Annotated in this window: 20 protein-coding genes; 15 read left to right on the plus strand and 5 right to left on the minus strand. The window is 53.3% G+C overall.

What is annotated here, in order from left to right:
- The first annotated feature begins 37 nt into the window (after positions 1–37).
- The gene (locus ABVN44_RS08900) at positions 38–493 is read left to right on the plus strand and encodes a hypothetical protein (RefSeq protein ID WP_023231892.1); all 456 of its coding nucleotides are present in this window, start codon (positions 38–40) and stop codon (positions 491–493) included.
- 475 nt (positions 494–968) lie between these two features.
- Here ABVN44_RS08900 and ABVN44_RS08905 read toward each other — a convergent pair whose 3' ends face one another.
- Positions 969–2,234, minus strand: coding sequence for a DUF4427 domain-containing protein (locus ABVN44_RS08905; protein ID WP_023231891.1), 1,266 nt, complete (start codon positions 2,232–2,234; stop codon positions 969–971).
- 494 nt (positions 2,235–2,728) lie between these two features.
- Between ABVN44_RS08905 and hyaA the strand changes: the two genes are divergently transcribed.
- From hyaA to ABVN44_RS08960, 11 genes are all read left to right on the plus strand, one after another.
- Complete coding sequence (gene hyaA, locus ABVN44_RS08910; protein WP_001058312.1) at positions 2,729–3,847, plus strand: hydrogenase 1 small subunit; 1,119 nt, start codon at positions 2,729–2,731, stop codon at positions 3,845–3,847.
- Positions 3,844–5,637 (plus strand): Ni/Fe-hydrogenase large subunit, encoded by a 1,794-nt coding sequence (gene hyaB / locus ABVN44_RS08915; protein WP_000070982.1) that lies wholly within the window; start codon positions 3,844–3,846, stop codon positions 5,635–5,637. Before hyaA ends, hyaB begins: the two co-directional genes overlap by 4 nt.
- Positions 5,638–5,655: 18 nt before the next feature.
- Entirely contained in the window at positions 5,656–6,387 is a 732-nt protein-coding gene (gene hyaC / locus ABVN44_RS08920; RefSeq protein ID WP_000147031.1) for a Ni/Fe-hydrogenase b-type cytochrome subunit, read from the plus strand.
- On the plus strand, positions 6,384–6,980 hold the full coding sequence (hyaD, locus tag ABVN44_RS08925; RefSeq protein WP_023231889.1) for a hydrogenase 1 maturation protease: 597 nt from the start codon (positions 6,384–6,386) through the stop codon (positions 6,978–6,980). Before hyaC ends, hyaD begins: the two co-directional genes overlap by 4 nt.
- Positions 6,970–7,374 carry a hydrogenase-1 operon protein HyaE gene (gene hyaE, locus ABVN44_RS08930; protein WP_023231888.1) on the plus strand — a complete coding sequence of 135 codons (405 nt, stop codon included), beginning with the start codon at positions 6,970–6,972 and terminating at the stop codon, positions 7,372–7,374. Before hyaD ends, hyaE begins: the two co-directional genes overlap by 11 nt.
- On the plus strand, positions 7,371–8,219 hold the full coding sequence (locus ABVN44_RS08935; protein ID WP_000063377.1) for a hydrogenase expression/formation protein: 849 nt from the start codon (positions 7,371–7,373) through the stop codon (positions 8,217–8,219). The genes hyaE and ABVN44_RS08935 overlap by 4 nt, the downstream gene beginning before the upstream one ends.
- A gap of 74 nt (positions 8,220–8,293) precedes the next feature.
- A complete protein-coding gene (appC, locus tag ABVN44_RS08940) occupies positions 8,294–9,838 on the plus strand; it encodes a cytochrome bd-II oxidase subunit 1 (RefSeq protein ID WP_023231887.1) in 1,545 nt (514 codons plus the stop codon).
- Positions 9,839–9,849: 11 nt separating this feature from the next.
- Entirely contained in the window at positions 9,850–10,986 is a 1,137-nt protein-coding gene (appB, locus tag ABVN44_RS08945; protein ID WP_000888110.1) for a cytochrome d ubiquinol oxidase subunit II, read from the plus strand.
- A gap of 12 nt (positions 10,987–10,998) precedes the next feature.
- Positions 10,999–11,088 carry a cytochrome bd-II oxidase subunit CbdX gene (cbdX, locus tag ABVN44_RS08950; RefSeq protein WP_000270306.1) on the plus strand — a complete coding sequence of 30 codons (90 nt, stop codon included), beginning with the start codon at positions 10,999–11,001 and terminating at the stop codon, positions 11,086–11,088.
- A 394-nt stretch (positions 11,089–11,482) separates the two neighbouring features.
- Positions 11,483–12,757, plus strand: a complete 1,275-nt coding sequence (locus ABVN44_RS08955) for a Glu/Leu/Phe/Val dehydrogenase (RefSeq protein WP_045343573.1) — start codon at positions 11,483–11,485, stop codon at positions 12,755–12,757.
- Positions 12,758–12,970: 213 nt separating this feature from the next.
- Positions 12,971–14,683, plus strand: a complete 1,713-nt coding sequence (locus ABVN44_RS08960) for an alpha,alpha-trehalase (RefSeq protein ID WP_023232590.1) — start codon at positions 12,971–12,973, stop codon at positions 14,681–14,683.
- A 62-nt stretch (positions 14,684–14,745) separates the two neighbouring features.
- On the opposite strand, the gene ABVN44_RS08965 is transcribed toward ABVN44_RS08960, so the two are convergent.
- Positions 14,746–15,000 carry a GlsB/YeaQ/YmgE family stress response membrane protein gene (locus ABVN44_RS08965; protein WP_000511320.1) on the minus strand — a complete coding sequence of 85 codons (255 nt, stop codon included), beginning with the start codon at positions 14,998–15,000 and terminating at the stop codon, positions 14,746–14,748.
- Positions 15,001–15,168: 168 nt separating this feature from the next.
- Between ABVN44_RS08965 and ycgR the strand changes: the two genes are divergently transcribed.
- The gene (gene ycgR / locus ABVN44_RS08970) at positions 15,169–15,903 is read left to right on the plus strand and encodes a flagellar brake protein YcgR (RefSeq protein WP_020438150.1); all 735 of its coding nucleotides are present in this window, start codon (positions 15,169–15,171) and stop codon (positions 15,901–15,903) included.
- Between the two features lie 13 nt (positions 15,904–15,916).
- Here ycgR and emtA read toward each other — a convergent pair whose 3' ends face one another.
- A complete protein-coding gene (emtA, locus tag ABVN44_RS08975) occupies positions 15,917–16,528 on the minus strand; it encodes a membrane-bound lytic murein transglycosylase EmtA (RefSeq protein ID WP_000776974.1) in 612 nt (203 codons plus the stop codon).
- A gap of 171 nt (positions 16,529–16,699) precedes the next feature.
- Between emtA and ldcA the strand changes: the two genes are divergently transcribed.
- Both ldcA and ABVN44_RS08985 read left to right on the plus strand, forming a co-directional pair.
- Entirely contained in the window at positions 16,700–17,614 is a 915-nt protein-coding gene (gene ldcA / locus ABVN44_RS08980; RefSeq protein WP_023232591.1) for a muramoyltetrapeptide carboxypeptidase, read from the plus strand.
- Between the two features lie 96 nt (positions 17,615–17,710).
- Positions 17,711–19,444: a potassium/proton antiporter gene (locus ABVN44_RS08985; RefSeq protein ID WP_000338376.1), complete on the plus strand. Its 1,734-nt coding sequence runs from the start codon at positions 17,711–17,713 to the stop codon at positions 19,442–19,444.
- Between the two features lie 61 nt (positions 19,445–19,505).
- Here the strand turns inward: ABVN44_RS08985 and dadX are convergent, their stop codons facing one another.
- Together dadX and ABVN44_RS08995 are read right to left on the minus strand one after the other, a co-directional pair.
- Positions 19,506–20,576 (minus strand): catabolic alanine racemase DadX, encoded by a 1,071-nt coding sequence (gene dadX / locus ABVN44_RS08990; protein WP_023232592.1) that lies wholly within the window; start codon positions 20,574–20,576, stop codon positions 19,506–19,508.
- A 13-nt stretch (positions 20,577–20,589) separates the two neighbouring features.
- Positions 20,590–21,888, minus strand: a complete 1,299-nt coding sequence (locus tag ABVN44_RS08995) for a D-amino acid dehydrogenase (RefSeq protein ID WP_001266935.1) — start codon at positions 21,886–21,888, stop codon at positions 20,590–20,592.
- Between the last annotated feature and the right edge of the window lie 64 nt (positions 21,889–21,952).

Raw genomic sequence — 21,952 nt, forward strand, 5'->3', positions numbered from 1 at the left:
CAGATAATTAACCCATTATTTATCAGGAAGGTATAAAATGTTTCAGAATTCAGGCGAAGTGATTATGTACTTCGGTTGTTTTTTATTCTCCTTACCATTTATCCTTGTTTTAATCAGAAAAGTACTTTTTTTTGTGGGGCTACAATATAATTTCCTTCATAGCCACAAAGCAGGTGTCTCTTTTGGATTGCTACTTATATATGGACTTATCATCGCATACATAGGGCAGTCGTATAAAGACAGGATCTGCAATGATGTGATGCTTTCTTATTATGAACAAGGTATAAATTATTCTGAGCTAACGCCATCGCAGAGGATAAATATATTATATGCGAGTATTCATATGCCTATAGATTTCAAAAAAGGTAACGACGTCTCTAAGTACTTACCTGCGTTAGAAAAATACACATACCAATCAAAAATATATAAACATAAATCAATAGAAGAGGCCAAAGAAGAGACAAATCAATTTATGAAAACATTCACACAATAATTATACATACTGCATACCAAGCCACAAGTGCGGTAAACACATCGACCTTTGGTGTACATTAACACTAAGAGCCTATCCCACCAGGCGTTATTGGCGCAGCCAGTTTGGACACGGACAGCGCGCAAAAACCGGAGCGTACACGTAGTACGTGAGGTTTGACTCGCTACGCTCGCCCTTCGGGCCGCCGCAAGCGGCGTTCAAAACGCTAACGCGTTTTGGCGAGCACTGCCCAGGACCAAAATGGCAAGTAAAATAGCTCTAATGGGATAGGCTCTAAGCGTCAATCCCTCTTACACAGTTATAGCAGCGCACCAGGTACAATGCATTGATACTTAAAGACTGGTGTAGGAATTCATAATTGGAAACATCGAAGATTCAGAGTTTTCGTCAGAGATCGGGCCAGGGTCAATCTGGCCGGGATCTCAAAAATGCATGGAACTAAAACGAGTCTATTTACAGTAAGTTCTTTTCTTAATTACCAGTCGACATTCACTGTATGGTTATAAAAAGGATGCTGATCCTTTAGCGGCGTCTCATAACTTGGGATCGCATCATAATCATCTTTTCCCCGAACGGAATACCTTCCCGCTTCGATATCAAAACGATGTTTGAGCCATCCCGCAACATGACTTGCGAAAGCCTCTTTTCTTCTTAATGGCCAATCGACAGAAGCCAAATTAACATCTAATAAGTACCGCCCTTCTTTATTAACCTTGATCATTCCAGCCTGCAGTAACGCCCGTACCACCTGGGATTGGTTATCATGAATCCAGACCCAGGCATTTCCAAATTCCATTGCATAGCTATCATTTAAAAAATCTTTTTTTGAAAATAATTCACTTACATAATCATTGATAGAGTCAGCATAATTTTTTACTTTAGATGCAGATAAATCAAAAAAAGATTCAAATTCGAAAGTATTGTCATTAATACAGGACAGTAACGCACCCGGTTCCGAGAGCTGGGTCCATGATTGTAAACTCTCTACAGCTATAATGAATTTGAAAGTATTTCTTCCAATGATACCCCGGTCAATTAAAGTTAAAATATCGTGAGCTACGGTAGGAATATCTTCTACAAATGGAACAATTATTCCCGCACCACTTATTTCGCTTGATTTAAAATCAAACCCTGGGGTGCTTTCAATGTTTTCCGGAATACCATACTCTTTAATATGATTAAGGAAATTTTTAATATCGCCACGATATGGCCATCGCCATTCGCGTTCATGTGTCCAGTCAATCTTACCTGGAACATAAGTAACATATCTATATTGTTCAATTAAAGGAAGAGCCGTTTCATCAAGAATACGTTCCCCGTTTCTGCCTTGCGAGCATCGAGCATTGTTATGCTCATCCAACCCATATATGACTGGCCTTGCCCCATAATTAAACATTTGCTCTTTAGGTAAAACGATTGCATATAAACCGATTTTTTCATTTCGTTCTAATCGGCGAACACCAGTTTCTAAATAAGCTGCAATCGGCATATCTGTAAAGCATACCACCGGGGAGTCACCATATACGGTTCGTTGCCCATTTCGGTATGACCAGGACGAGAAAATTTTATGACTGCGTAAAGATAATCGAAGTAAATATTTAGCATCAATGAAACATGCGTGGTGCTGATTATTAAAACCACAGTGTTCAGGCAAATAAATATGGCTACCGGTCTCTAAATCAACGTCCCGAAAAAAATGAATCAAATAATCGGATAAGTCAAATCTGATGTTATTTTTCATGGGGCGCCCTCTTTCAAATGGTCTCTTTTTTGCATTCCTTTAAAACCAGCACCATCATTTTATATAAAAATCATCACGAAGTATGCTTCTTTTAACGATGACATCAAACCCTCCCTCCTTTTGCGTCAACTTACGTATCCCTGAAATGGCGAGACCAGGCTAAATCTACCCGAGGTTGCTCACTGAAAACCTCATCCTGGAACAAGCTCAACCGTCCTTCCCCGCCACGGCCCTTTCGCCGAAAAACCGATAATGGGTATAAATATACCGCTATAAGCTATACCCACACACTTCACATTGTTTCTTATCGTTAATCCGATACGCTTTTTTCACATTATTTCTGGCGATATACGCCGGTGCAAAGTGAATCGGGCTCGTTTCCGCGCTCGCGCGTAACCCAATGATTTGCTTTGCTGGCGGAACGTCAACGGACCCGCAAAAGCGCCTTATGCCCCTGGCGGAGCGTGGTGCAAAAAGGAGAAAAAATACGCGTTATGAATAACGAGGAGACCTTTTATCAAGCCATGCGTCGTAAGGGAGTGACCCGACGCAGCTTTCTCAAATTCTGTAGCCTTGCCGCCACATCGCTGGGACTGGGCGCCGGAATGACGCCAAAGATCGCCTGGGCGCTGGAGAATAAACCGCGGATTCCGGTGGTCTGGATTCATGGACTGGAATGCACCTGCTGTACCGAATCCTTTATCCGTTCCTCGCACCCGCTAGCCAAAGATGTGATCCTCTCGCTGATTTCCCTCGATTATGACGACACCCTGATGGCCGCCGCCGGCGCACAGGCCGAAGAAGTCTTTGACGATATTACCACTCGCTACGCCGGGAAATACATTCTGGCGGTGGAAGGCAATCCGCCGTTAGGAGAACAAGGGATGTTCTGTATCAGCGGCGGCCGCCCGTTTATTGAAAAACTGAAGAAAGCCGCCGCGGGCGCCAGCGCTATTATCGCCTGGGGAAACTGCGCCTCCTGGGGTTGCGTCCAGGCCGCCCGCCCCAATCCGACCCAGGCAACGCCTATCGATAAAGTGATCACCGACAAGCCGATCGTGAAAGTCCCTGGATGTCCGCCAATCCCGGATGTCATGAGCGCCATTATCACCTATATGGTGACGTTTGATCGTCTGCCGGAACTCGATCGCATGGGCCGTCCACTGATGTTCTACGGTCAGCGTATCCACGATAAATGCTACCGTCGCGCCCATTTTGACGCCGGTGAATTTGTCGAGAGCTGGGATGATGACGCCGCCCGCAAGGGATACTGTCTGTACAAGATGGGCTGTAAAGGGCCAACCACCTATAACGCCTGCTCCTCCACACGCTGGAATGACGGCGTCTCCTTTCCTATCCAGTCCGGTCACGGATGTCTGGGATGTTCAGAAAATGGTTTCTGGGATCGCGGCTCGTTTTATAGCCGCGTGGTGGATATTCCCCAGATGGGTACCCATTCAACCGCCGATACGGTGGGGCTGACCGCGCTGGGCGTGGTCGCGGCGGGCGTTGGCGGTCACGCTGTCGCCAGCGCGCTCAACCAACGTAAACGCCACAAACAACAGTTAGCGCAAGCCGAACAACAGCCGGACAATGAGGATAAACAGGCATGAGTAACCAGTATCAAACCCAGGGTTATACCGTTAACGACGCCGGCCGTCGTCTGATCGTGGACCCGATTACCCGCATCGAAGGGCATATGCGCTGCGAAGTGAACATTGATGAGCAAAACGTCATTACCAATGCCGTTTCCTGCGGCACGATGTTCCGCGGGCTGGAGATCATTCTGCAAGGCCGTGACCCGCGTGACGCCTGGGCGTTTGTTGAACGTATTTGTGGTGTATGTACCGGGGTACATGCTCTGGCATCGGTGTACGCTATCGAAGATGCGATTGGTATCCAGGTGCCGGATAACGCCAATATTATACGTAACATCATGCTGGCTACGTTGTGGTGTCACGATCATCTGGTCCATTTTTATCAGTTAGCCGGTATGGACTGGATTGATGTTCTGAATGCGCTGAAAGCCGATCCGCGCGCCACCTCGCAGTTGGCGCAAAGCCTTTCCGCCTGGCCGATGTCATCGCCGGGCTACTTCTTTGACGTACAAAATCGATTGAAGAAATTTGTCGATGGCGGCCAGCTTGGGATATTCCGTAACGGCTATTGGGGACATCCACAGTACAAACTGTCGCCAGAGGCTAATCTGATGGGTTTTGCCCACTATCTTGAAGCCCTCGACTTCCAGCGAGAGATCGTCAAAATCCATACCATATTTGGCGGTAAGAACCCCCATCCTAACTGGATCGTCGGCGGGATGCCGTGCGCGATCAATCTCGATCAAAGCGGCGCGGTCGGGGCTATCAATATGGAGCGCCTCAACCTGGTGCAGTCGATCATCACCCGCACCGCCGACTTCATTAACAACGTGATGGTTCCGGACGCGCTGGCTATCGGCCAGTTCAATAAAGCATGGAGTCAAATTGGCACCGGTCTGTCGGATAAATGCGTGCTGAGTTACGGCGCATTTCCGGACATTGCCAACGACTTCAGCCAGCAAAGCCTGTTAATGCCGGGCGGCGCGGTGGTCAATGGCGATTTTAAAAATGTCATGCCGGTAGATTTGGCCGATCCGCAGCAGATACAGGAGTTTGTGGATCACGCCTGGTACCGCTATCCGGACGATCGGCTGGGGCGTCATCCTTTTGACGGCATTACCGATCCCTGGTACAACCCCGGTGATGTCAAAGGCAGCGATACGCATATCCAGCAGCTCAACGAGCAGGAACGTTACTCCTGGATTAAAGCGCCGCGCTGGCGGGGTCATGCCATGGAAGTCGGCCCGCTTGCCCGAACGCTTATCGCGTACCACAAAGGGGATGCCGCCACCATAGAGTCGGTAGATCGCATGATGTCCGCCCTTAAACTGCCGCTCTCCGGTATCCAGTCTACGCTTGGCCGTATTTTATGCCGCGCGCACGAAGCGCAATGGGCCGTCGGTAAGCTGCAGTATTTTTTCGACAGGCTTATGACCAACCTGAAAAACGGCGACCTGGCCACCGCCAATACCGAGAAATGGGAACCGGCCAGTTGGCCGCAGCACTGCCGCGGCATCGGTTTTACCGAAGCGCCTCGCGGAGCGTTGGGACACTGGGCGTCAATACGCGATCAGAAGATTGAACTCTATCAGTGCGTGGTCCCCACCACCTGGAACGCCAGCCCGCGCGATCCTAAAAAACAGATCGGCGCCTATGAAGCGGCATTGATGGGAACGCAAATGGCGATTCCCGACCAACCGTTAGAAATCCTGAGGACGCTGCACAGCTTCGACCCCTGCCTCGCCTGTTCAACCCACGTGCTCGGCGACGACGGCAGCGAACTGATTGCCGTCCAGGTACGCTAAGCGTTAAGGAAAAGAACGATGACTGGAAAGCTATCTCCACGCGTCGGGGAGGCGCGTGATACTGCCGTCAGCCACTATGTGTTTGAAGCGCCGGTACGCCTGTGGCACTGGCTAACGGTGGCCTGCATGTTGGTACTGATGGTAACAGGCTACTTCATTGGCCGGCCCTTGCCGTCGGTGAGTGGCGAGGCGACCTATCTGTTTTACATGGGCTATATCCGGCTGATCCACTTTGCCGCCGCGATGATCTTTACCGTGTTACTGCTGGGGCGAATTTATTGGGCCTGTGTCGGCAACCGCTATTCGCGAGAGCTGTTTATCGTCCCGGTCTGGCGTCGCAGTTGGTGGCAAGGCGCTTTCTCCGTGGTCCGCTGGTATCTGTTTCTGGAGAAAAAACCGGGGAGCGACATCGGACATAACCCTGTCGCGCAGGCCGCGATGTTCGGCTATTTCCTGTTGTCGGTATTTATGATCCTCACCGGTTTCGCTCTGTTTGGCGAGCATAGCCAGTACGCGATCTTTGCGCCGTTCCGCTATGTGGTTGAATTTTTCTACTGGACCGGCGGCAACTCCATCGATATTCACAGCTGGCACCGACTGGGTATGTGGCTGATCGCCGCCTTCATCGTCGGGCACGTTTACCTCGCTATCCGGGAAGACATTATGTCCGACGATACGGTGATCTCCACCATGATCAATGGCTATCGCAGCCATAAATTCCCCAAACCGCACGACAAGGAGCCCTCATGAATGCGCAACGCGTAGTGGTGATGGGGTTAGGAAACCTGCTGTGGGCCGATGAAGGATTCGGTATCCGGGTCGCGGAGCGTTTGTATGCCCGATATCACTGGCCTGAAGAGGTGGAAATTGTGGACGGCGGTACGCAAGGGCTAAACCTGTTAGGTTATGTTGAGCAAGCCAGCCATCTCCTGCTCCTTGACGCGATCGATTACGGCCTGGCGCCGGGCAGCCTGCGAACCTATGCCGGCGAGAAAATCCCCGCGTATCTCAGCGCCAAAAAAATGAGTCTGCATCAAAACAGTTTTTCCGAAGTTCTGGCGCTGGCCGACATCCGCGAGCATCTGCCCTGTCACATAGCGCTGGTCGGTCTGCAACCGGCGCAACTGGACGACTATGGCGGTAGCCTGAGCGAAATAGCTCGCAGCCAGCTACCGGCGGCGGAACAGGCCGCCCTGGCGCAACTGGCCGCCTGGGGGATCGTACCGCAGGCAAACGAGGTCGCACGCTGCCTGAACTATAAATGCCTGTCGATGGAAAATTATGAGGGAGTGCGCATACGTCAGTATCAGACACGTCTGGAGGACAAAAGAAGTGGCGAATGACACCCCGTTCTCTGCGCTATGGCAACGCCTGTTAACCCGTGGATGGCAACCGGTAGAGGCTTCTACGGTAGACGACTGGATCAAACGGGTTGGAGATGGCGTCGTCCTGTTAAGTAGCGATCCGCGGCGTACGCCGGAAGTCAGCGATAACCCGGTGATGATTGCCGAACTCCTGCGTGAGTTCCCGCAGTTTGACTGGCAGGTGGCGGTGGCCGACCTTGAACAAAGCGAAGCTATCGGCGATCGCTTTAATGTACGTCGGTTTCCGGCGACGTTGGTTTTTACAGACGGCGAGCTACGCGGCGCGCTCAGCGGCATTCATCCCTGGGCTGAACTGCTCACGCTGATGCGTTCGATGGTTGATACTCCCGCAGCGCAGGAGACAGCACAATGAGCAACGCCTTTTTTCATCTGCTGGGGCCAGGCACGCAGCCTGATGACGCCAGTTTCTCGATGAATCCCCTACCGCTCACCTGTCAGGTCAATGGCGACCCAAGTATGGCGGCGCTGGAGCGCTGCGCTCACAGCCCGGCGGTGATGGCATTGTTGACCGATCTGCGAGGTCAGCTTGCCCGGCGCATTCCGGAAGTCGGCGACGTGCTGGGATGGGAGTTATCTCCCCTGAATGCCGATGATCTCTCATTCCTCAATACGCTATTGGGCGAAGGCGAAGTCTCGGTACGCATTCAGCATCCGGACGGGAGTGAAAGCGAGATCCAGGAGACTATCTTCTGCGGCCTGTGGCGGGTACGCCATCTGCATAACCGACGTCTGCTGACGGATCGTCTGGAAGCAGGTAGCGCGCCCCTGACATTATGGCAAGCGGCGACTGCCGATACGCTGCCTGACGACTCTCTGCTGCCTCCGCCTGTCGCTGGCCTGATGAATGGACTGCCGCTGGCCCATGAGTTATTGGCGCACGTACGCGATCCGGCGTTGCAACCTCACAGCATCAATTTGACCCAACTGCCGCTCAGCGAGGCCGATCGTCTTTTTCTGGCGCGTTTATGCGGACACGGGAACATCCAGATTCGCATCTCCGGGTATGGCGAAAGCCAAATCAACGCCACAGCATTGCGCCATCTCTGGCATGTACGCTGTCTGGATGCCCTTAAAGGGCCGTTGCTCGATAGCTATGAGATTTGTCCTTTGCCGGAGCTGGTACTGGCGGCCCCGGAAGATCTGGCCGATTCGCGCCAGCGCCTGGATGAAGTCTGCCGATGGCTGGAGACGCGCTAGCGCTCTCAACAGGAACGTCACCGGTGTCCGGTACTGATTAGCTTTTTACTCTCTTTCTGCCTACAGGAGTTAGCATGTGGGATGTCATTGACTTATCGCGCTGGCAGTTTGCGCTGACCGCGCTGTATCACTTTTTATTTGTTCCTCTTACGCTTGGGCTGATTTTTTTGCTGGCCGTCATGGAGACGATCTATGTGGTGACGGGGAAAACCGTCTACCGCGATATGACGCGTTTCTGGGGCAAGCTCTTCGGGATCAATTTTGCTCTCGGTGTGGCTACCGGCCTGACCATGGAGTTTCAGTTCGGGACTAACTGGTCGCTCTATTCCAACTATGTGGGCGATATCTTCGGCGCGCCGCTGGCGATGGAAGCGTTACTGGCCTTCTTTCTCGAATCCACTTTTGTCGGCCTGTTCTTTTTCGGCTGGCAGCGGCTGAATAAATACCAACACCTGCTGGTCACCTGGCTGGTGGCCTTCGGCTCCAATATTTCAGCATTATGGATTCTGAATGCCAATGGCTGGATGCAGTATCCTACCGGCGCTCATTTCAACATCGATACATTACGGATGGAAATGAGCAGCTTCAGCGATCTGGTCTTTAACCCGGTGAGCCAGGTGAAATTCGTCCATACCGTCATGTCCGGTTATGTCACCGGCGCCATGTTTATTATGTCCATTAGCGCCTGGTATCTGCTACGTGGCCGCGAGCGTGAGGTGGCCTTGCGCTCGTTTGCTATCGGCTCAGTATTCGGCACCCTGGCCATTCTGGGAACCCTGCAACTGGGCGACAGTTCGGCCTACGAGGTCGCCCAAATTCAGCCGGTGAAACTGGCGGCGATGGAAGGCGAATGGCAAACCGAACCCGCGCCCGCGCCGTTTCATCTGATTGCCTGGCCGCAGCAGGAACAGGAGCGTAATGCATTTGCCGTGAAGATCCCTGCTCTGCTGGGTATTCTGGCCACCCATTCGCTGGATACGCCGGTTCCGGGGTTAAAAAACCTGATGGACGACGCGCTGCCGCGCCTGAAGCGTGGCCGGGAGGCCTGGCTGCTCATGCAGGAGATATCGCAAGGTAATCGCTCGCCGCAGGTACTGAATGCGTTTCACGCCGTTGAGGGCGATCTGGGGTACGGCATTCTGCTGGCGAAATATGCCCCGGATATGAACCATGTGACGCCGGAGCAGTATCGTGCGGCCCAGCGTGGCGCTATTCCTCAGGTGGCGCCGGTGTTCTGGAGTTTCCGTATTATGGTCGGCTGCGGTTCGCTGCTGTTAGTGGTGATGTTGATTGCGTTGATACAGACGCTGCGAATGCGTATCGACCAGCATCGCTGGGTATTGCGTATGACGCTGTGGAGCCTGCCGTTACCGTGGATTGCCATTGAAGCCGGTTGGTTTATGACGGAGTTTGGCCGTCAGCCCTGGGCGATTCAGGACATTCTGCCGACCTGGTACGCTCACTCCGCGCTGACGCCGGGCCAGTTGGCCTTCTCAATGGGGCTTATCCTCGGACTTTACACCCTGTTTTTAATCGCGGAAGTCTATCTGATGCAGAAGTACGCGCGTCTTGGGCCGAGCGCCATGCAACATCAACAACAAGCGCAACAACAGGGATAAAGGAGACAATCATGTTGGATTATGAAACGTTGCGGTTCATTTGGTGGCTGCTGATCGGCGTCATCCTGGTGGCATTTATGGTAACTGACGGGTTTGATATGGGTGTCGGTTGCCTGCTCCCGCTGATAGCGCGTAACGATGACGAACGCCGGGTGTTGATCAATAGCGTCGGCGCCCACTGGGAAGGAAACCAGGTATGGTTGATTCTCGCGGGCGGGGCATTATTCGCCGCCTGGCCACGGGTCTATGCCGCCGCGTTTTCCGGTTTTTATGTGGCGATGATCCTGGTGCTGTGTGCCCTCTTCTTTCGCCCGCTGGCCTTTGATTATCGGGGTAAAATCGCCAATGCCCGCTGGCGCGCGCTGTGGGATACCGGTCTGGTTATCGGCAGCCTGGTGCCCCCAGTCGTATTCGGCATCGCGTTCGGCAACCTGTTTTTAGGCGTGCCGTTTGCCTTCACGCCGCAGCTTCATGTTGACTATTTTGGCACCTTCTGGCAGTTACTCTCGCCCTTTGCCCTACTGTGTGGATTATTGAGCCTGTCGTTGGTGATTATGCAAGGAGGCGTCTGGTTACAGTTGAAAACGGAGGGCGTTATTCGTCAACGGGCTCTGTCGGCCACCCGCCACAGCGCGCTGCTGATCGTGATCTGCTTCCTGCTGGCCGGTTACTGGCTGTGGGCCGGCGTTGATGGCTTTGTCTTACTCACGCAGGATGCCAACGGTCCTTCCAATCCGCTCTTAAAAGGCGTGGCGATACTCCCTGGCGCATGGATGAACCACTTTATACGCTCGCCGCTACTGCTCATCATCCCGTTGCTCGGTATGATCCTGCCGATTCTGGCTTTCTATGCCTGCCTTCGCGGTCAGACTATTCGTGGATTTCTGTTCGCTTCCCTGACCCAGGCCTGCGTCATCTTTACCGCCGGCATAACGCTATTTCCTTTTGTGATGCCGTCGAGTGTTAGTCCTCTCTCCAGCCTGACGGTGTGGGACAGCACCTCCAGCCAGATGACGCTCGAAATCATGCTGGTGATTGTGCTGATTTTTCTGCCGATCGTACTGCTCTATACGCTATGGAGCTATTACAAAATGTTGGGGCGTATCAACCTGGAGACCCTCCGCCGCAACGATCATGAACTTTATTAGGGAGCGGGAGCGATGTGGTATTTACTGTGGTTTGTCGGCATTCTGCTGATGTGCTCACTGTCGACGCTGGTGCTGGTGTGGCTTGAGTCGCGTCAACAATAAAGAGGTAACCCGGGGTCAGCGCCGTCTGACTCCGGTTATTTTTATCTTTTTACGCGCCTGGCGAAGACGTTTCCCCGCCGACAGGACGACATAACATTGATACATGTCGTTATCATAATCTTTACTTTTAGAGGTGCGTCATAATTATGACAAATAGCCGCCTTGCACATATCACGCATATTTAAGCAATTAATTGCATAATTAGCGATATATCACCTCTTATAGCGGATAGTTAACCACTTCTCATCCAAAATCATAACGAAAATCCAACTGCCTGCCATTTTTGATCTGAGTTAATTGTTTAAAAAAGTGTTAAATTTATCGCTACATGGTGTGATCTACTATGTACCACGGTCAATTAAAGAACATATTACTTTTATCACTAAGGTTTATCATGGATAAGTTATCTTACGCTTCAGATAGCAGCACATCTGCCTGGAATACCTACCTGCAACAAATCGAGCGTGTGGCCCCTTATCTGGGCGAGTTAGCCCCCTGGGTGGATACTCTGCGCCACCCAAAACGCGCTCTGATCGTCGATATTCCGGTACAAATGGATGATGGCACTATTCGCCATTTCGAAGGATATCGCGTGCAGCACAACCTCTCCCGAGGTCCGGGTAAAGGCGGTGTTCGCTACCATCCTGACGTTGATCTCAATGAAGTGATGGCCCTGTCAGCATGGATGACCATCAAATGTGCCGCGCTGAACCTGCCATACGGCGGCGCTAAAGGCGGTATCCGCGTCGATCCGTTCTCGCTGTCGGAAGGTGAACTGGAGCGTTTGACCCGCCGCTATACCAGCGAGATCGGCATTATCATCGGGCCGCAGAAAGATATTCCTGCGCCGGATGTCGGCACCAACGGTAAAGTGATGGCCTGGATGATGGATACGTATTCCATGAATCATGGCACGACGGTCACTGGCGTCGTCACCGGTAAGCCTATCCATCTTGGCGGTTCGCTGGGCCGTGAAAAAGCGACGGGGCGCGGCGTTTTCGTCAGCGGGCTGGAAGCCGCACGTCGGGCGAATATTGCCGTTGAAGGCGCTCGCGTTGCGGTTCAGGGTTTTGGTAACGTCGGCAGCGAAGCCGCGCGTCTGTTTGCAGGCGCTGGCGCCCGTGTCGTGGCGATTCAGGATCATACCGCGACCCTGTTTAACGCCACCGGTATTGACATGAAGGCGCTCACGGCATGGCAGACAGAACACAAACAGATAGCCGGTTTCCCGGGCGCGGAAACTATCGCCAGCGATGCGTTCTGGCGTCTGGAGATGGATATTCTGATCCCGGCGGCGCTTGAAGGTCAGATAACTCGTCAGCGCGCGGAAGCCCTGACGTGTAAGCTGGTGCTGGAAGGGGCTAACGGCCCGACCTATCCGGATGCTGATGATGTTCTGGCCAGCCGTGGTATCCTTGTGGTGCCTGACGTGGTCTGTAACGCAGGCGGCGTAACCGTCAGCTACTTCGAATGGGTACAAGATATGGCCAGCTTCTTCTGGAGCGAAGAAGAGATCAACGCGCGCATGGACAAAATCATGACCGACGCGATCGTCCATGTCTGGGAGAAAGCGGCTGAGAAATCCTGTTCTCTGCGCACCGCAGCCTATATTGTCGCCTGTGAGCGCATTCTGCTGGCCCGTAAAGATCGCGGTATCTATCCAGGTTAAGGCGACAAATCATTGCGCTAAAATCCACGTCCCGGCGTGGATTTTTTGTCTGTATACCCCGTTTTCCACGCGCGCGCCGATAAATTCTGTCTCAATAAAATGTCTGTTTGTTCGCAAAATAGCGGTTCAATCACGCGTATCTGGTCATCGTAGACTAAGGTTTTGTCATGGTAAATGCCGTTGGCTTTGGCTCACCGCTAAGGAGATAACTTGATGATACCCCCAGAGATTCGCCGTTCTGTTCTACTGCAGAAAGCCATAAAACTGGCGCTGGCAGGGACGCTGCTGACGTTTGCATCGTTTTCGGCGACTGCCGCAGACCCGTCTTCCGACACTGAAACTCCGCAGCCGCCGGATATTTTGCTTGGCCCGCTCTTTAATGATGTCCAGAATGCAAAACTCTTCCCCGATCAGAAAACCTTTGCTGACGCCATACCTAATAGCGATCCGCTCATGATTCTTGCGGATTATCGTATGCAGCGGAACCAGTCCGGCTTCGATTTGCGTCATTTTGTTGATGTTAACTTCACCCTGCCGAAAGCGGGTGAAAAATATGTCCCGCCTGCCGGGCAGTCATTGCGTGAACATATTGATGGCCTGTGGCCGGTGCTGACCCGTTCAACTAAAAACGTCGAAAAGTGGGGCTCGCTCTTGCCGTTGCCTGAATCCTATGTCGTACCGGGTGGGCGATTCAGAGAGATTTACTACTGGGACAGCTATTTTACGATGCTGGGGCTGGCGGAAAGCGGGCACTGGGATAAGGTGGCGGATATGGTGGCGAACTTTGGTTACGAAATTGACGCCTGGGGGCATATTCCCAACGGCAACCGTACCTACTACCTGAGTCGTTCGCAGCCGCCTTTCTTTGCGTTTATGGTTGAGTTACTGGCGGAACATGAAGGTGACGATGCGCTGAAAGAATACCTGCCGCAACTGCAAAAAGAGTACGCCTATTGGATGGAGGGCGTTGAGACATTGCAGCCAGGGCAACAAAACCAACGCGTCGTCAAACTGGAAGACGGCAGCGTTCTCAACCGCTACTGGGACGATCGGGATACGCCCCGCCCTGAATCCTGGGTTGAAGATATCGCTACCGCCAAAAGCAACCCCAACCGCCCGGCAACGGAGATCTATCGGGACCTCCGATCTGCCGCCGCCTCCGGCTGGGATTTCAGCTCCCGCTGGATGGATAATCCGCAGCAGCTCAGTACCATTCGTACCACCACGATTGTCCCTGTCGATCTTAACGCTCTGCTGTATCAGCTGGAGAAAACCCTCGCCCGCGCCAGCGCTGCGGCGGGCGATCGGGCCGAAGCCTCGCAATATGACGCGCTGGCCAACGCGCGGCAAAAAGCCATTGAAATGCATCTGTGGAATAACAAAGAGGGTTGGTATGCCGACTACGATCTGCAGAACAATAAAATCCGTGACCAACTCACCGCTGCCGCGCTGTTCCCGCTCTATGTAAACGCCGCCGCGAAAGATCGCGCCGCGAAAGTGGCAGCGGCGGCTCAGGCGCATCTGCTACAGCCTGGCGGGCTGGCTACCACCTCGGTTAAAAGCGGACAGCAGTGGGATGCGCCAAACGGCTGGGCGCCGTTACAATGGGTCGCTGCCGAAGGATTGCAAAATTATGGGCAGGATGACGTGGCAATGGAAGTCACCTGGCGCTTTTTAACCAATGTGCAGCACACCTACGATCGCGAGAAAAAACTGGTCGAAAAATATGATGTCAGCAGTACCGGAACCGGCGGTGGCGGCGGCGAATATCCCCTTCAGGACGGCTTTGGCTGGACCAACGGCGTGACGCTGAAAATGCTCGATCTGATTTGTCCGCAGGAAAAACCGTGCGATAGCGTACCGTCTACTCGTCCGGCATCGTTAAGCGCAACGCCGACAAAAACGCCGTCTGCAGCGACGCAGTAACGCGTGTTTATAGTAGGTTGACCCGGCGCTGACCGGGTCAACGCTTACACGTTCTGCAGCGGTTAGCCGCGTCGCAGAAGGCGGAAAATCACCAGCACCACAATCGCGCCCACCACGGCGACCAGGAAACTGTGCAGATTGAAGCCGCTGATACTGCCGCCAATACCAAACATCGTCGCCAGCCATCCGCCAACGACCGCCCCGACGATACCGAGAATACAGGTCAGGATAAATCCCCCGCCATCGCGCCCCGGCATAAGCAATTTGGCGATAACGCCGGCAATCAAACCAAAAATAATCCAGGCGATAATTCCCATTTGCAAACCCTCTTTCCAGTAAAAACGTTTTAAGTATAGGCAAAGTCGAGCGTCGCATTTCTGAACACTGATTTATCTCGCGGACATAAAAATTTATTTATCGCTATTAAGTTCTTTCTACCGATGCCGATAACCCAACGATAGTCTGCGTATCAGGGGTTATTTCGTGTGAGTGGTTACAATGAGCAGTTCCTGAAAAAAAATCCATTAGCGATATTAGGCGTGCTACGGGATTTAAATAAAAATCAGGTTCCACTGCGTATTTCATGGGCGCATGGTCAATTCATCAGTAAAATTTTGGCGGTAGACCCGGAAAAACTCATCGTGGATTACGGCAGCCAGGAATATGAAAATAGCGCCGTATTACGTGCCGGGCAGGTAGCCATTATCGCAGAAACGCAGGGCGCAAAAGTCGAGTTCACGTTGCCGCAACTCGTTACAGGTGAATATCAGCGGCTGCCGGCCTTTATCACGCCCCTGCCGTCGTCACTGTGGTTTGTCCAGCGCCGGGAGTATTTTCGTATTGGCGCGCCGCTGTATCCGCCTTATTACGGCGTCACCACGCTACCGGACACCCGTACGTTACGTTTTCGCCTGTTTGATCTTTCCCTGGGCGGCATGGGCGCGCTACTGGAATCCGCCATCCCCGACGGACTAATCGAAGGCGCGCGCTTTTCGCAGGTTGAACTGAACATGGGGCAATGGGGGATTTTTCACGTTGACGCCCAGCTTATCGCCATCAGCGAGCGTAAGGTGATTGATGGGAAAAATGAAACGATCACCACTCCCCGCCTGAGCTTTCGTTTCCTTAACGTTAGCCCGGCGGTGGAGCGGGAGTTGCAGCGGATTATTTTTTCGCTTGAGCGCGACGCCCGAGAAAGAGCGAATAAAGTGCGAGAATAATCTTCACGCTAAACTACATGGCGTCCAGCGCCTGCTGAAGCTTCCAGATATAGCGCGGCGCCTGCGGCGCGGGATGATTATCAACAACATGTTCAAAAAACTCGTCCGCATCCAGATCGTTAATTTTTTCTATCGCCTTCTTCCTGTCGGATGAAAAAGTACGCAATAACGCGCCTGCGCCGTTAGCATAAGAGACGACCAGCGCATATTGCATCACCTGCGGATCTTTGATGCCGGCCAGCGGCCCATTTTCCAGAATGCTCAGATACGCCGCGCCCATTGAGATGTTACGCTCAGGGTTTTTCAGCTCGCTGGTGGTCGGTTCGCCACGCCAGCCCATACGACGGTAAACGTCACGCCCGGAGGTCGACGCCTTTAACTGCATCAGGCCAATCGCATTGGATTTACTGACCGCGTTAGGGTTGCCGCCGGATTCAATGGCGATAATCGCGGTGATTAAATGCGGATCAACCCCCCATGCCGCCCCGGCTTTTTCACTGATGGGCATCCACTGCATCGCACGCTTTACAGGCACTTCGGCATTCCACGGCGGATTCCTGTAATCCTGTTTTGAGCTACAGCCAGCCAGTATTACTACCAAAAAAGCAAACCATCTTAATTTCACGTCATCTATCCTTATAGCCGTAACTTATCTGTCGAAGAGGTTATAACCGCCCCGGCCAGGCACTTAGGTTGCCTCCCTGGTGCGCATCCAGAAACGTCGCACAACGAGGGACATCGCCTAATATATGCGGCATGATATACATTTGCATTCTATTGTCAGCAAGGAATTACCATGTCTCTGTTTCATTTAATCGCCCCCTCGGGCTACTGTATTAACCAACAGGCCGCGTTACGCGGCGTTCAGCGCCTGACTGACGCGGGTCATCAGGTGGAGAATGACGAGGTGATTCGTCGCCGCTATCAGCGTTTTGCCGGTACGGACGCGGAACGGCTGGCCGATGTTAATTCGCTGGCCTCGCTAACTTCGCCGGATACGATCGTCATGCCAGTTCGCGGCGGCTATGGCGCCAGCCGCTTGCTGGATCGTATCGACTGGCAGGCGCTCGCCTCCCGGCAACAGCGCGATCCCTTACTGATTTGCGGTCATAGCGATTTTACGGCGATTCAGGCTGGACTCCTGGCGCAGGCCAATGTCATCACCTTTAGCGGTCCTATGCTGGCGGCAAATTTTGGCGCCGAAACGCTGAATACGTTCACCGAGCAACATTTCTGGCTGGCGCTACGCAAGGCGCAATTTACCGTAGGGTGGCAAGGCGACGGCCCTCAGTGCGACGTACAAGGCACCTTATGGGGCGGAAATCTGGCGATGTTGATTTCCCTTATCGGTACGCCCTGGATGCCGACTATCGATAAAGGAATTTTAGTGCTGGAAGATGTCAATGAGCATCCTTTCCGGGTGGAGCGTATGCTTTTGCAACTGGAGTATGCCGGAATTTTAAACCGCCAGAGCGCCATCGTTCTCGGCAGCTTTAGCGGCGCGGCGCCCAACGAGTATGACGCCGGCTATTCTCTGGAGAGCGTCTACGCGTTTTTACGTTCCCGTCTGTCCGTTCCGCTGATTACCGGTCTCGACTTCGGGCATGAACAGCGTACGGTGACGCTCCCTATCGGGGCAAACGCGACGCTTAAAAATACGCGCCAGGGGACTCAACTCACTTTATCTGGCCATCCTACGCTGCAATTGTAAAAAAAGTCCCCGACAGGCTAAGTAAAACGCTGCCCTGGCCGTTATTATGTTAATGTTAAATAATACGAAGTCGTGTGAGTCAGGAGATATAAAACGTTGGATGCTGCAACAATTATTAGTCTATTTATTTTAGGTTCCATCCTTGTAACCAGCAGTATCCTGTTAAGTTCATTCTCATCGCGACTGGGTATCCCGATTCTGGTCATTTTTCTCGCCATTGGGATGTTAGCGGGTGTGGATGGCATTGGCGGTATTCCTTTCGATAATTATCCTTTCGCTTATATGGTCAGTAACCTGGCGCTGGCGATTATTTTACTCGATGGCGGCATGCGCACCCAGGCCAGCTCTTTCCGGGTAGCGCTGGGCCCCGCGCTGTCGCTGGCGACGCTCGGCGTGCTGATCACGTCGGGGTTAACAGGTATGATGGCCGCCTGGCTGTTTCATCTGGATCTTATCGAAGGTCTGCTTATCGGCGCGATAGTCGGTTCCACTGACGCCGCAGCGGTCTTTTCTCTGCTTGGCGGCAAAGGGCTAAACGAACGTGTAGGCTCCACGCTGGAGATCGAATCGGGAAGTAACGACCCGATGGCCGTTTTTCTGACCATTACATTAATTGAGATGATCCAGAAACATGAAACCGGTCTGGACTGGATGTTTGCCGTCCATATTATCCAGCAGTTCGGTCTCGGTATTGTTTTTGGCCTCGGCGGCGGTTACCTGCTACAGCAGATGATCAACCGTATTTCTCTGCCCAGCGGCCTGTATCCGATGCTGGCACTCAGCGGCGGTATTCTGATTTTTGCTTTGACGACCGCGCTTGAAGGCAGCGGCATTCTCGCGGTCTATCTGTGCGGATTCCTGTTAGGAAACCGTCCGATTCGCAACCGTTACGGCATCCTGCAAAACTTTGACGGACTGGCCTGGCTGGCGCAGATCGCCATGTTCCTGGTCCTGGGACTGCTGGTGACGCCTTCCGATCTGTGGCCGATTGCCGTCCCTGCGCTTATTCTCTCTATCTGGATGATTTTCTTCGCCCGCCCATTGTCGGTGTTTACCGGCCTGCTGCCTTTTCGCGGCTTCAATCTTCGGGAGCGCATTTTCATCAGTTGGGTCGGACTGCGCGGCGCGGTGCCGATTATTCTCGCCGTTTTCCCGATGATGGCCGGGCTTGAAAACGCTCGCCTGTTCTTTAATGTCGCTTTCTTTGTGGTACTGGTGTCGCTGCTCCTGCAGGGAACATCGCTGTCATGGGCGGCGAAGAGAGCCAAAGTGGTCGTGCCTCCGGTTGGCTGGCCAGTATCGCGCGTGGGGCTTGACATCCATCCTGATAATCCGTGGGAGCAATTCATCTATCAGTTGAGCGCCGACAAATGGTGCGTCGGCGCGGCGTTGCGCGACCTGCATATGCCGAACGAAACCCGCATTGCCGCGCTATTTCGCAATAATGAACTGTTTCACCCCACGGGTAGCACTCGCCTGCAGGAAGGCGACGTACTCTGCGTGATTGGCCGGGAGCGCGATCTGCCAGCGCTGGGCAAATTGTTTAGCCAGTCGCCGCCGGTTTCGTTAGATCAGCGTTTCTTTGGCGATTTTATCCTCGAAGCGAATGCGAAATTCGCCGACGTGGCGCTTATCTACGGGCTGGAAGAAGGAACGGAATACCGGGATAAACAACAAACCCTGGGTGAAATCATACAGCAACTGCTAGGCGCTGCGCCGGTCGTCGGCGATCAGGTGGAGTTTGGCGGCATGATTTGGACGGTAGCTGAAAAAGAAGATAACGTGGTACGCAAGATTGGGGTACGCGTCGCCGAAGACGAAGCAGAATAAGGTCGCCGGACAACGTCGACCCGCCCCCAGTGGACCGGTCGACGCCTTAGCCTGAATTAGGTTACGTTGTCACAAACGGCACGCGCGGCGCTACGGCGCACAGTAGCTCATAGCCCAGCGTGCCTGCCGCAGAGGCGACATCATCGACCTTAATTTCTTTGCCCCATAATTCAACCGGCGTGCCGATTCCCGCCTGCGGACACGGCGTCAAATCCACCGCCAGCATATCCATTGAAACGGTGCCTACTGTTCTGGTACGGATACCGTCCACCAGCACAGGCGTCCCGGTCGGCGCATGGCGTGGATAGCCATCGGCATAACCCGCCGCGACGATGCCAATGCGTTGTTCCTGAGTCACAGAATACCCTCCGCCATAGCCTACTTTTTCACCCGCGCTCAGCGTCTGCACGCCAATAATTTCGCTACTCAGCGTCATCACGGGTTTTAGTCCGGTATCGGCAATATCCCGCCACTGTCCTGACGGCGACGCGCCGTACAAAATAATGCCCGGCCTGACCCAGTCATAATGCGCCTGGGGATGCCACAGCGTCGCTGCCGAATTTGATAACGAGTATGCACACTGCAGGCCTTCTGTCGCCAGCGCAATACGCCTCATCGCTTCCCCGATACCTTCCGGATGATCGGCCTGAGCAAAATGTGACATCAGGGTCATTTCACCGACATTGCGCATTGCCCGCAATTGCTGCCAGACGGTCTGCGCCCGCTCAGGCTGAAAACCGAGTCGGTTCATGCCGCTGTTGACTTTGACATAGATATCCAGCGGCGCGTTAAGCCGCGCATTTTGCAGCGCTTTCAACTGCCAGTTACTGTGGATGCAGGTGGTCAGCCGATAAGTGTCATATGCCTCCAGGTCTTGCGCATGGAAAAACCCCTCCAGCATTAATATCGGCCCTTTCCACCCGCGCTCACGCAGGGTAATCGCCTCTTCAAGGTTGAGCATAGCGAAACCATCTGTGGCGCCCAGCGCGCTCCAGACGCGTTCAATACCGTGGCCGTAGGCGTTGGCTTTCACTACCGACCAGACGCGCGCCTCTGGGGCCGCCCGGCGCACAATAGCCAAATTTTGTTTCATTACCTGTAAATCAAGGCTGGCCTGTATAGGGCGGGTCATTTCACTTCCTTTATCAGTTATGCGCGCTATGCAAACGTTGCGGGCGGGTGGGCGTAAAATCGGAACGGTATCGCGCCACGCTCAGATCGTCGTAGGGTATCGCTGGCGTGCGACCCGACAAGATATCGCTTAACAACTGGCCTGAACCGCAGGCCATCGTCCAGCCTAAGGTGCCGTGTCCAGTATTAAGCCACAGATTTTTATAACGGGTGCGTCCTACTACCGGCGTGCCGTCCGGCGTCATGGGGCGCAGGCCGGTCCAGAATGTGGCCTGCTCAATATGACCGCCGCGCGGAAAGAGATCGCGCACAACCATCTCCAGCGTCTCGCGGCGCGGTTGCAGTAAGTCGGTATTAAAGCCCACGATTTCCGCCATTCCCCCCACGCGAATACGCTTATCAAAACGCGTAATAGCGATTTTGTAGGTTTCATCAAGAATCGTCGATACCGGCGCGCCGTCTGGCTCGACGATTGGGATGGTTAATGAATAGCCTTTCAGCGGATACACCGGGATATCAACAATGCCTTTAAGCATCGCCGTCGAATACGATCCAAACGCCATGACATACGCATCTGCTTTAATGATCTCATCGGCGCATTTCACGCCGTAAATCTGATCATTTTCGTACAGTAATTTTTCCACGGGAGTATTAAAGCGAAAGGTTACGCCCGCCTGCTCCGCCATGCGCGCCAGACGCTGGGTAAAGAGCTGACAGTCCCCGGTTTCATCATTCGGTAAGCGCAGTCCGCCGGTTAATTTATGCGCAACCTCAGCCAGAGCGGGTTCAACTTCCGCCAGTCGGCTGGCTTCCAGGAGCTGATACGGCACCCCGGCATCTTCCAGCACGGCGATATCACGGGTGGCGTTCTCATACTGTTGCGCGGTGCGAAAGAGTTGTAGCGTTCCCCCCTGGCGGCCTTCATATTCGATACCGGTCGCGGCGCGTAGCGTTTTCAGACAGTCGCGACTATATTCCGCCAGACGCACCATGCGGCCTTTATTTTCCATATAATGCCGGGTATCGCAGTTACGCAGCATTTGCCACATCCACTTCAGTTGAAACGGGGTGCCATCCAGACGCACCGCCAGCGGCGCATGGCGCTGGAACATCCATTTTATCGCCTTCAGCGGTACGCCAGGGGCCGCCCAGGGCGCCGCATATCCCGGTGAAATTTGTCCGGCATTCGCCGCGCTGGTTTCTTGCGCCGGGCCGGATTCGCGATCGATGACGGTGACATCATGCCCCGCCTGACTCAAATACCAGGCGCTGGTCACGCCAACTACGCCACTCCCCAGGATGACAACTCGCATAACCACTCCGTTAATAGTAAAAGAACAATCTTCTGATTACATCTTGATAACCCAGATGAAAATA

It is taken from the genome of Salmonella sp. SJTUF15570, assembly GCF_043357055.1.
Lineage (GTDB): Bacteria > Pseudomonadota > Gammaproteobacteria > Enterobacterales > Enterobacteriaceae > Salmonella > Salmonella enterica.

Excerpts from the sequence above, each read along its gene's own strand:
- ABVN44_RS08905 (WP_023231891.1), bottom strand. The coding sequence starts at position 2,234 with ATGAAAAATAACATCAGATTTGACTTATCCGATTATTTGATTCATTTT.
- ABVN44_RS08995 (WP_001266935.1), bottom strand. The coding sequence starts at position 21,888 with ATGCGAGTTGTCATCCTGGGGAGTGGCGTAGTTGGCGTGACCAGCGCC.
- hyaA (WP_001058312.1), top strand. The coding sequence starts at position 2,729 with ATGAATAACGAGGAGACCTTTTATCAAGCCATGCGTCGTAAGGGAGTG.
- hyaD (WP_023231889.1), top strand. The coding sequence starts at position 6,384 with ATGAATGCGCAACGCGTAGTGGTGATGGGGTTAGGAAACCTGCTGTGG.
- hyaC (WP_000147031.1), top strand. The coding sequence starts at position 5,656 with ATGACTGGAAAGCTATCTCCACGCGTCGGGGAGGCGCGTGATACTGCC.
- ABVN44_RS08935 (WP_000063377.1), top strand. The coding sequence starts at position 7,371 with ATGAGCAACGCCTTTTTTCATCTGCTGGGGCCAGGCACGCAGCCTGAT.
- ldcA (WP_023232591.1), top strand. The coding sequence starts at position 16,700 with ATGTCTCTGTTTCATTTAATCGCCCCCTCGGGCTACTGTATTAACCAA.
- appB (WP_000888110.1), top strand. The coding sequence starts at position 9,850 with ATGTTGGATTATGAAACGTTGCGGTTCATTTGGTGGCTGCTGATCGGC.
- appC (WP_023231887.1), top strand. The coding sequence starts at position 8,294 with ATGTGGGATGTCATTGACTTATCGCGCTGGCAGTTTGCGCTGACCGCG.
- ABVN44_RS08955 (WP_045343573.1), top strand. The coding sequence starts at position 11,483 with ATGGATAAGTTATCTTACGCTTCAGATAGCAGCACATCTGCCTGGAAT.
- ABVN44_RS08900 (WP_023231892.1), top strand. The coding sequence starts at position 38 with ATGTTTCAGAATTCAGGCGAAGTGATTATGTACTTCGGTTGTTTTTTA.
- ABVN44_RS08965 (WP_000511320.1), bottom strand. The coding sequence starts at position 15,000 with ATGGGAATTATCGCCTGGATTATTTTTGGTTTGATTGCCGGCGTTATC.
- ABVN44_RS08960 (WP_023232590.1), top strand. The coding sequence starts at position 12,971 with ATGATACCCCCAGAGATTCGCCGTTCTGTTCTACTGCAGAAAGCCATA.
- hyaB (WP_000070982.1), top strand. The coding sequence starts at position 3,844 with ATGAGTAACCAGTATCAAACCCAGGGTTATACCGTTAACGACGCCGGC.
- cbdX (WP_000270306.1), top strand. The coding sequence starts at position 10,999 with ATGTGGTATTTACTGTGGTTTGTCGGCATTCTGCTGATGTGCTCACTG.
- dadX (WP_023232592.1), bottom strand. The coding sequence starts at position 20,576 with ATGACCCGCCCTATACAGGCCAGCCTTGATTTACAGGTAATGAAACAA.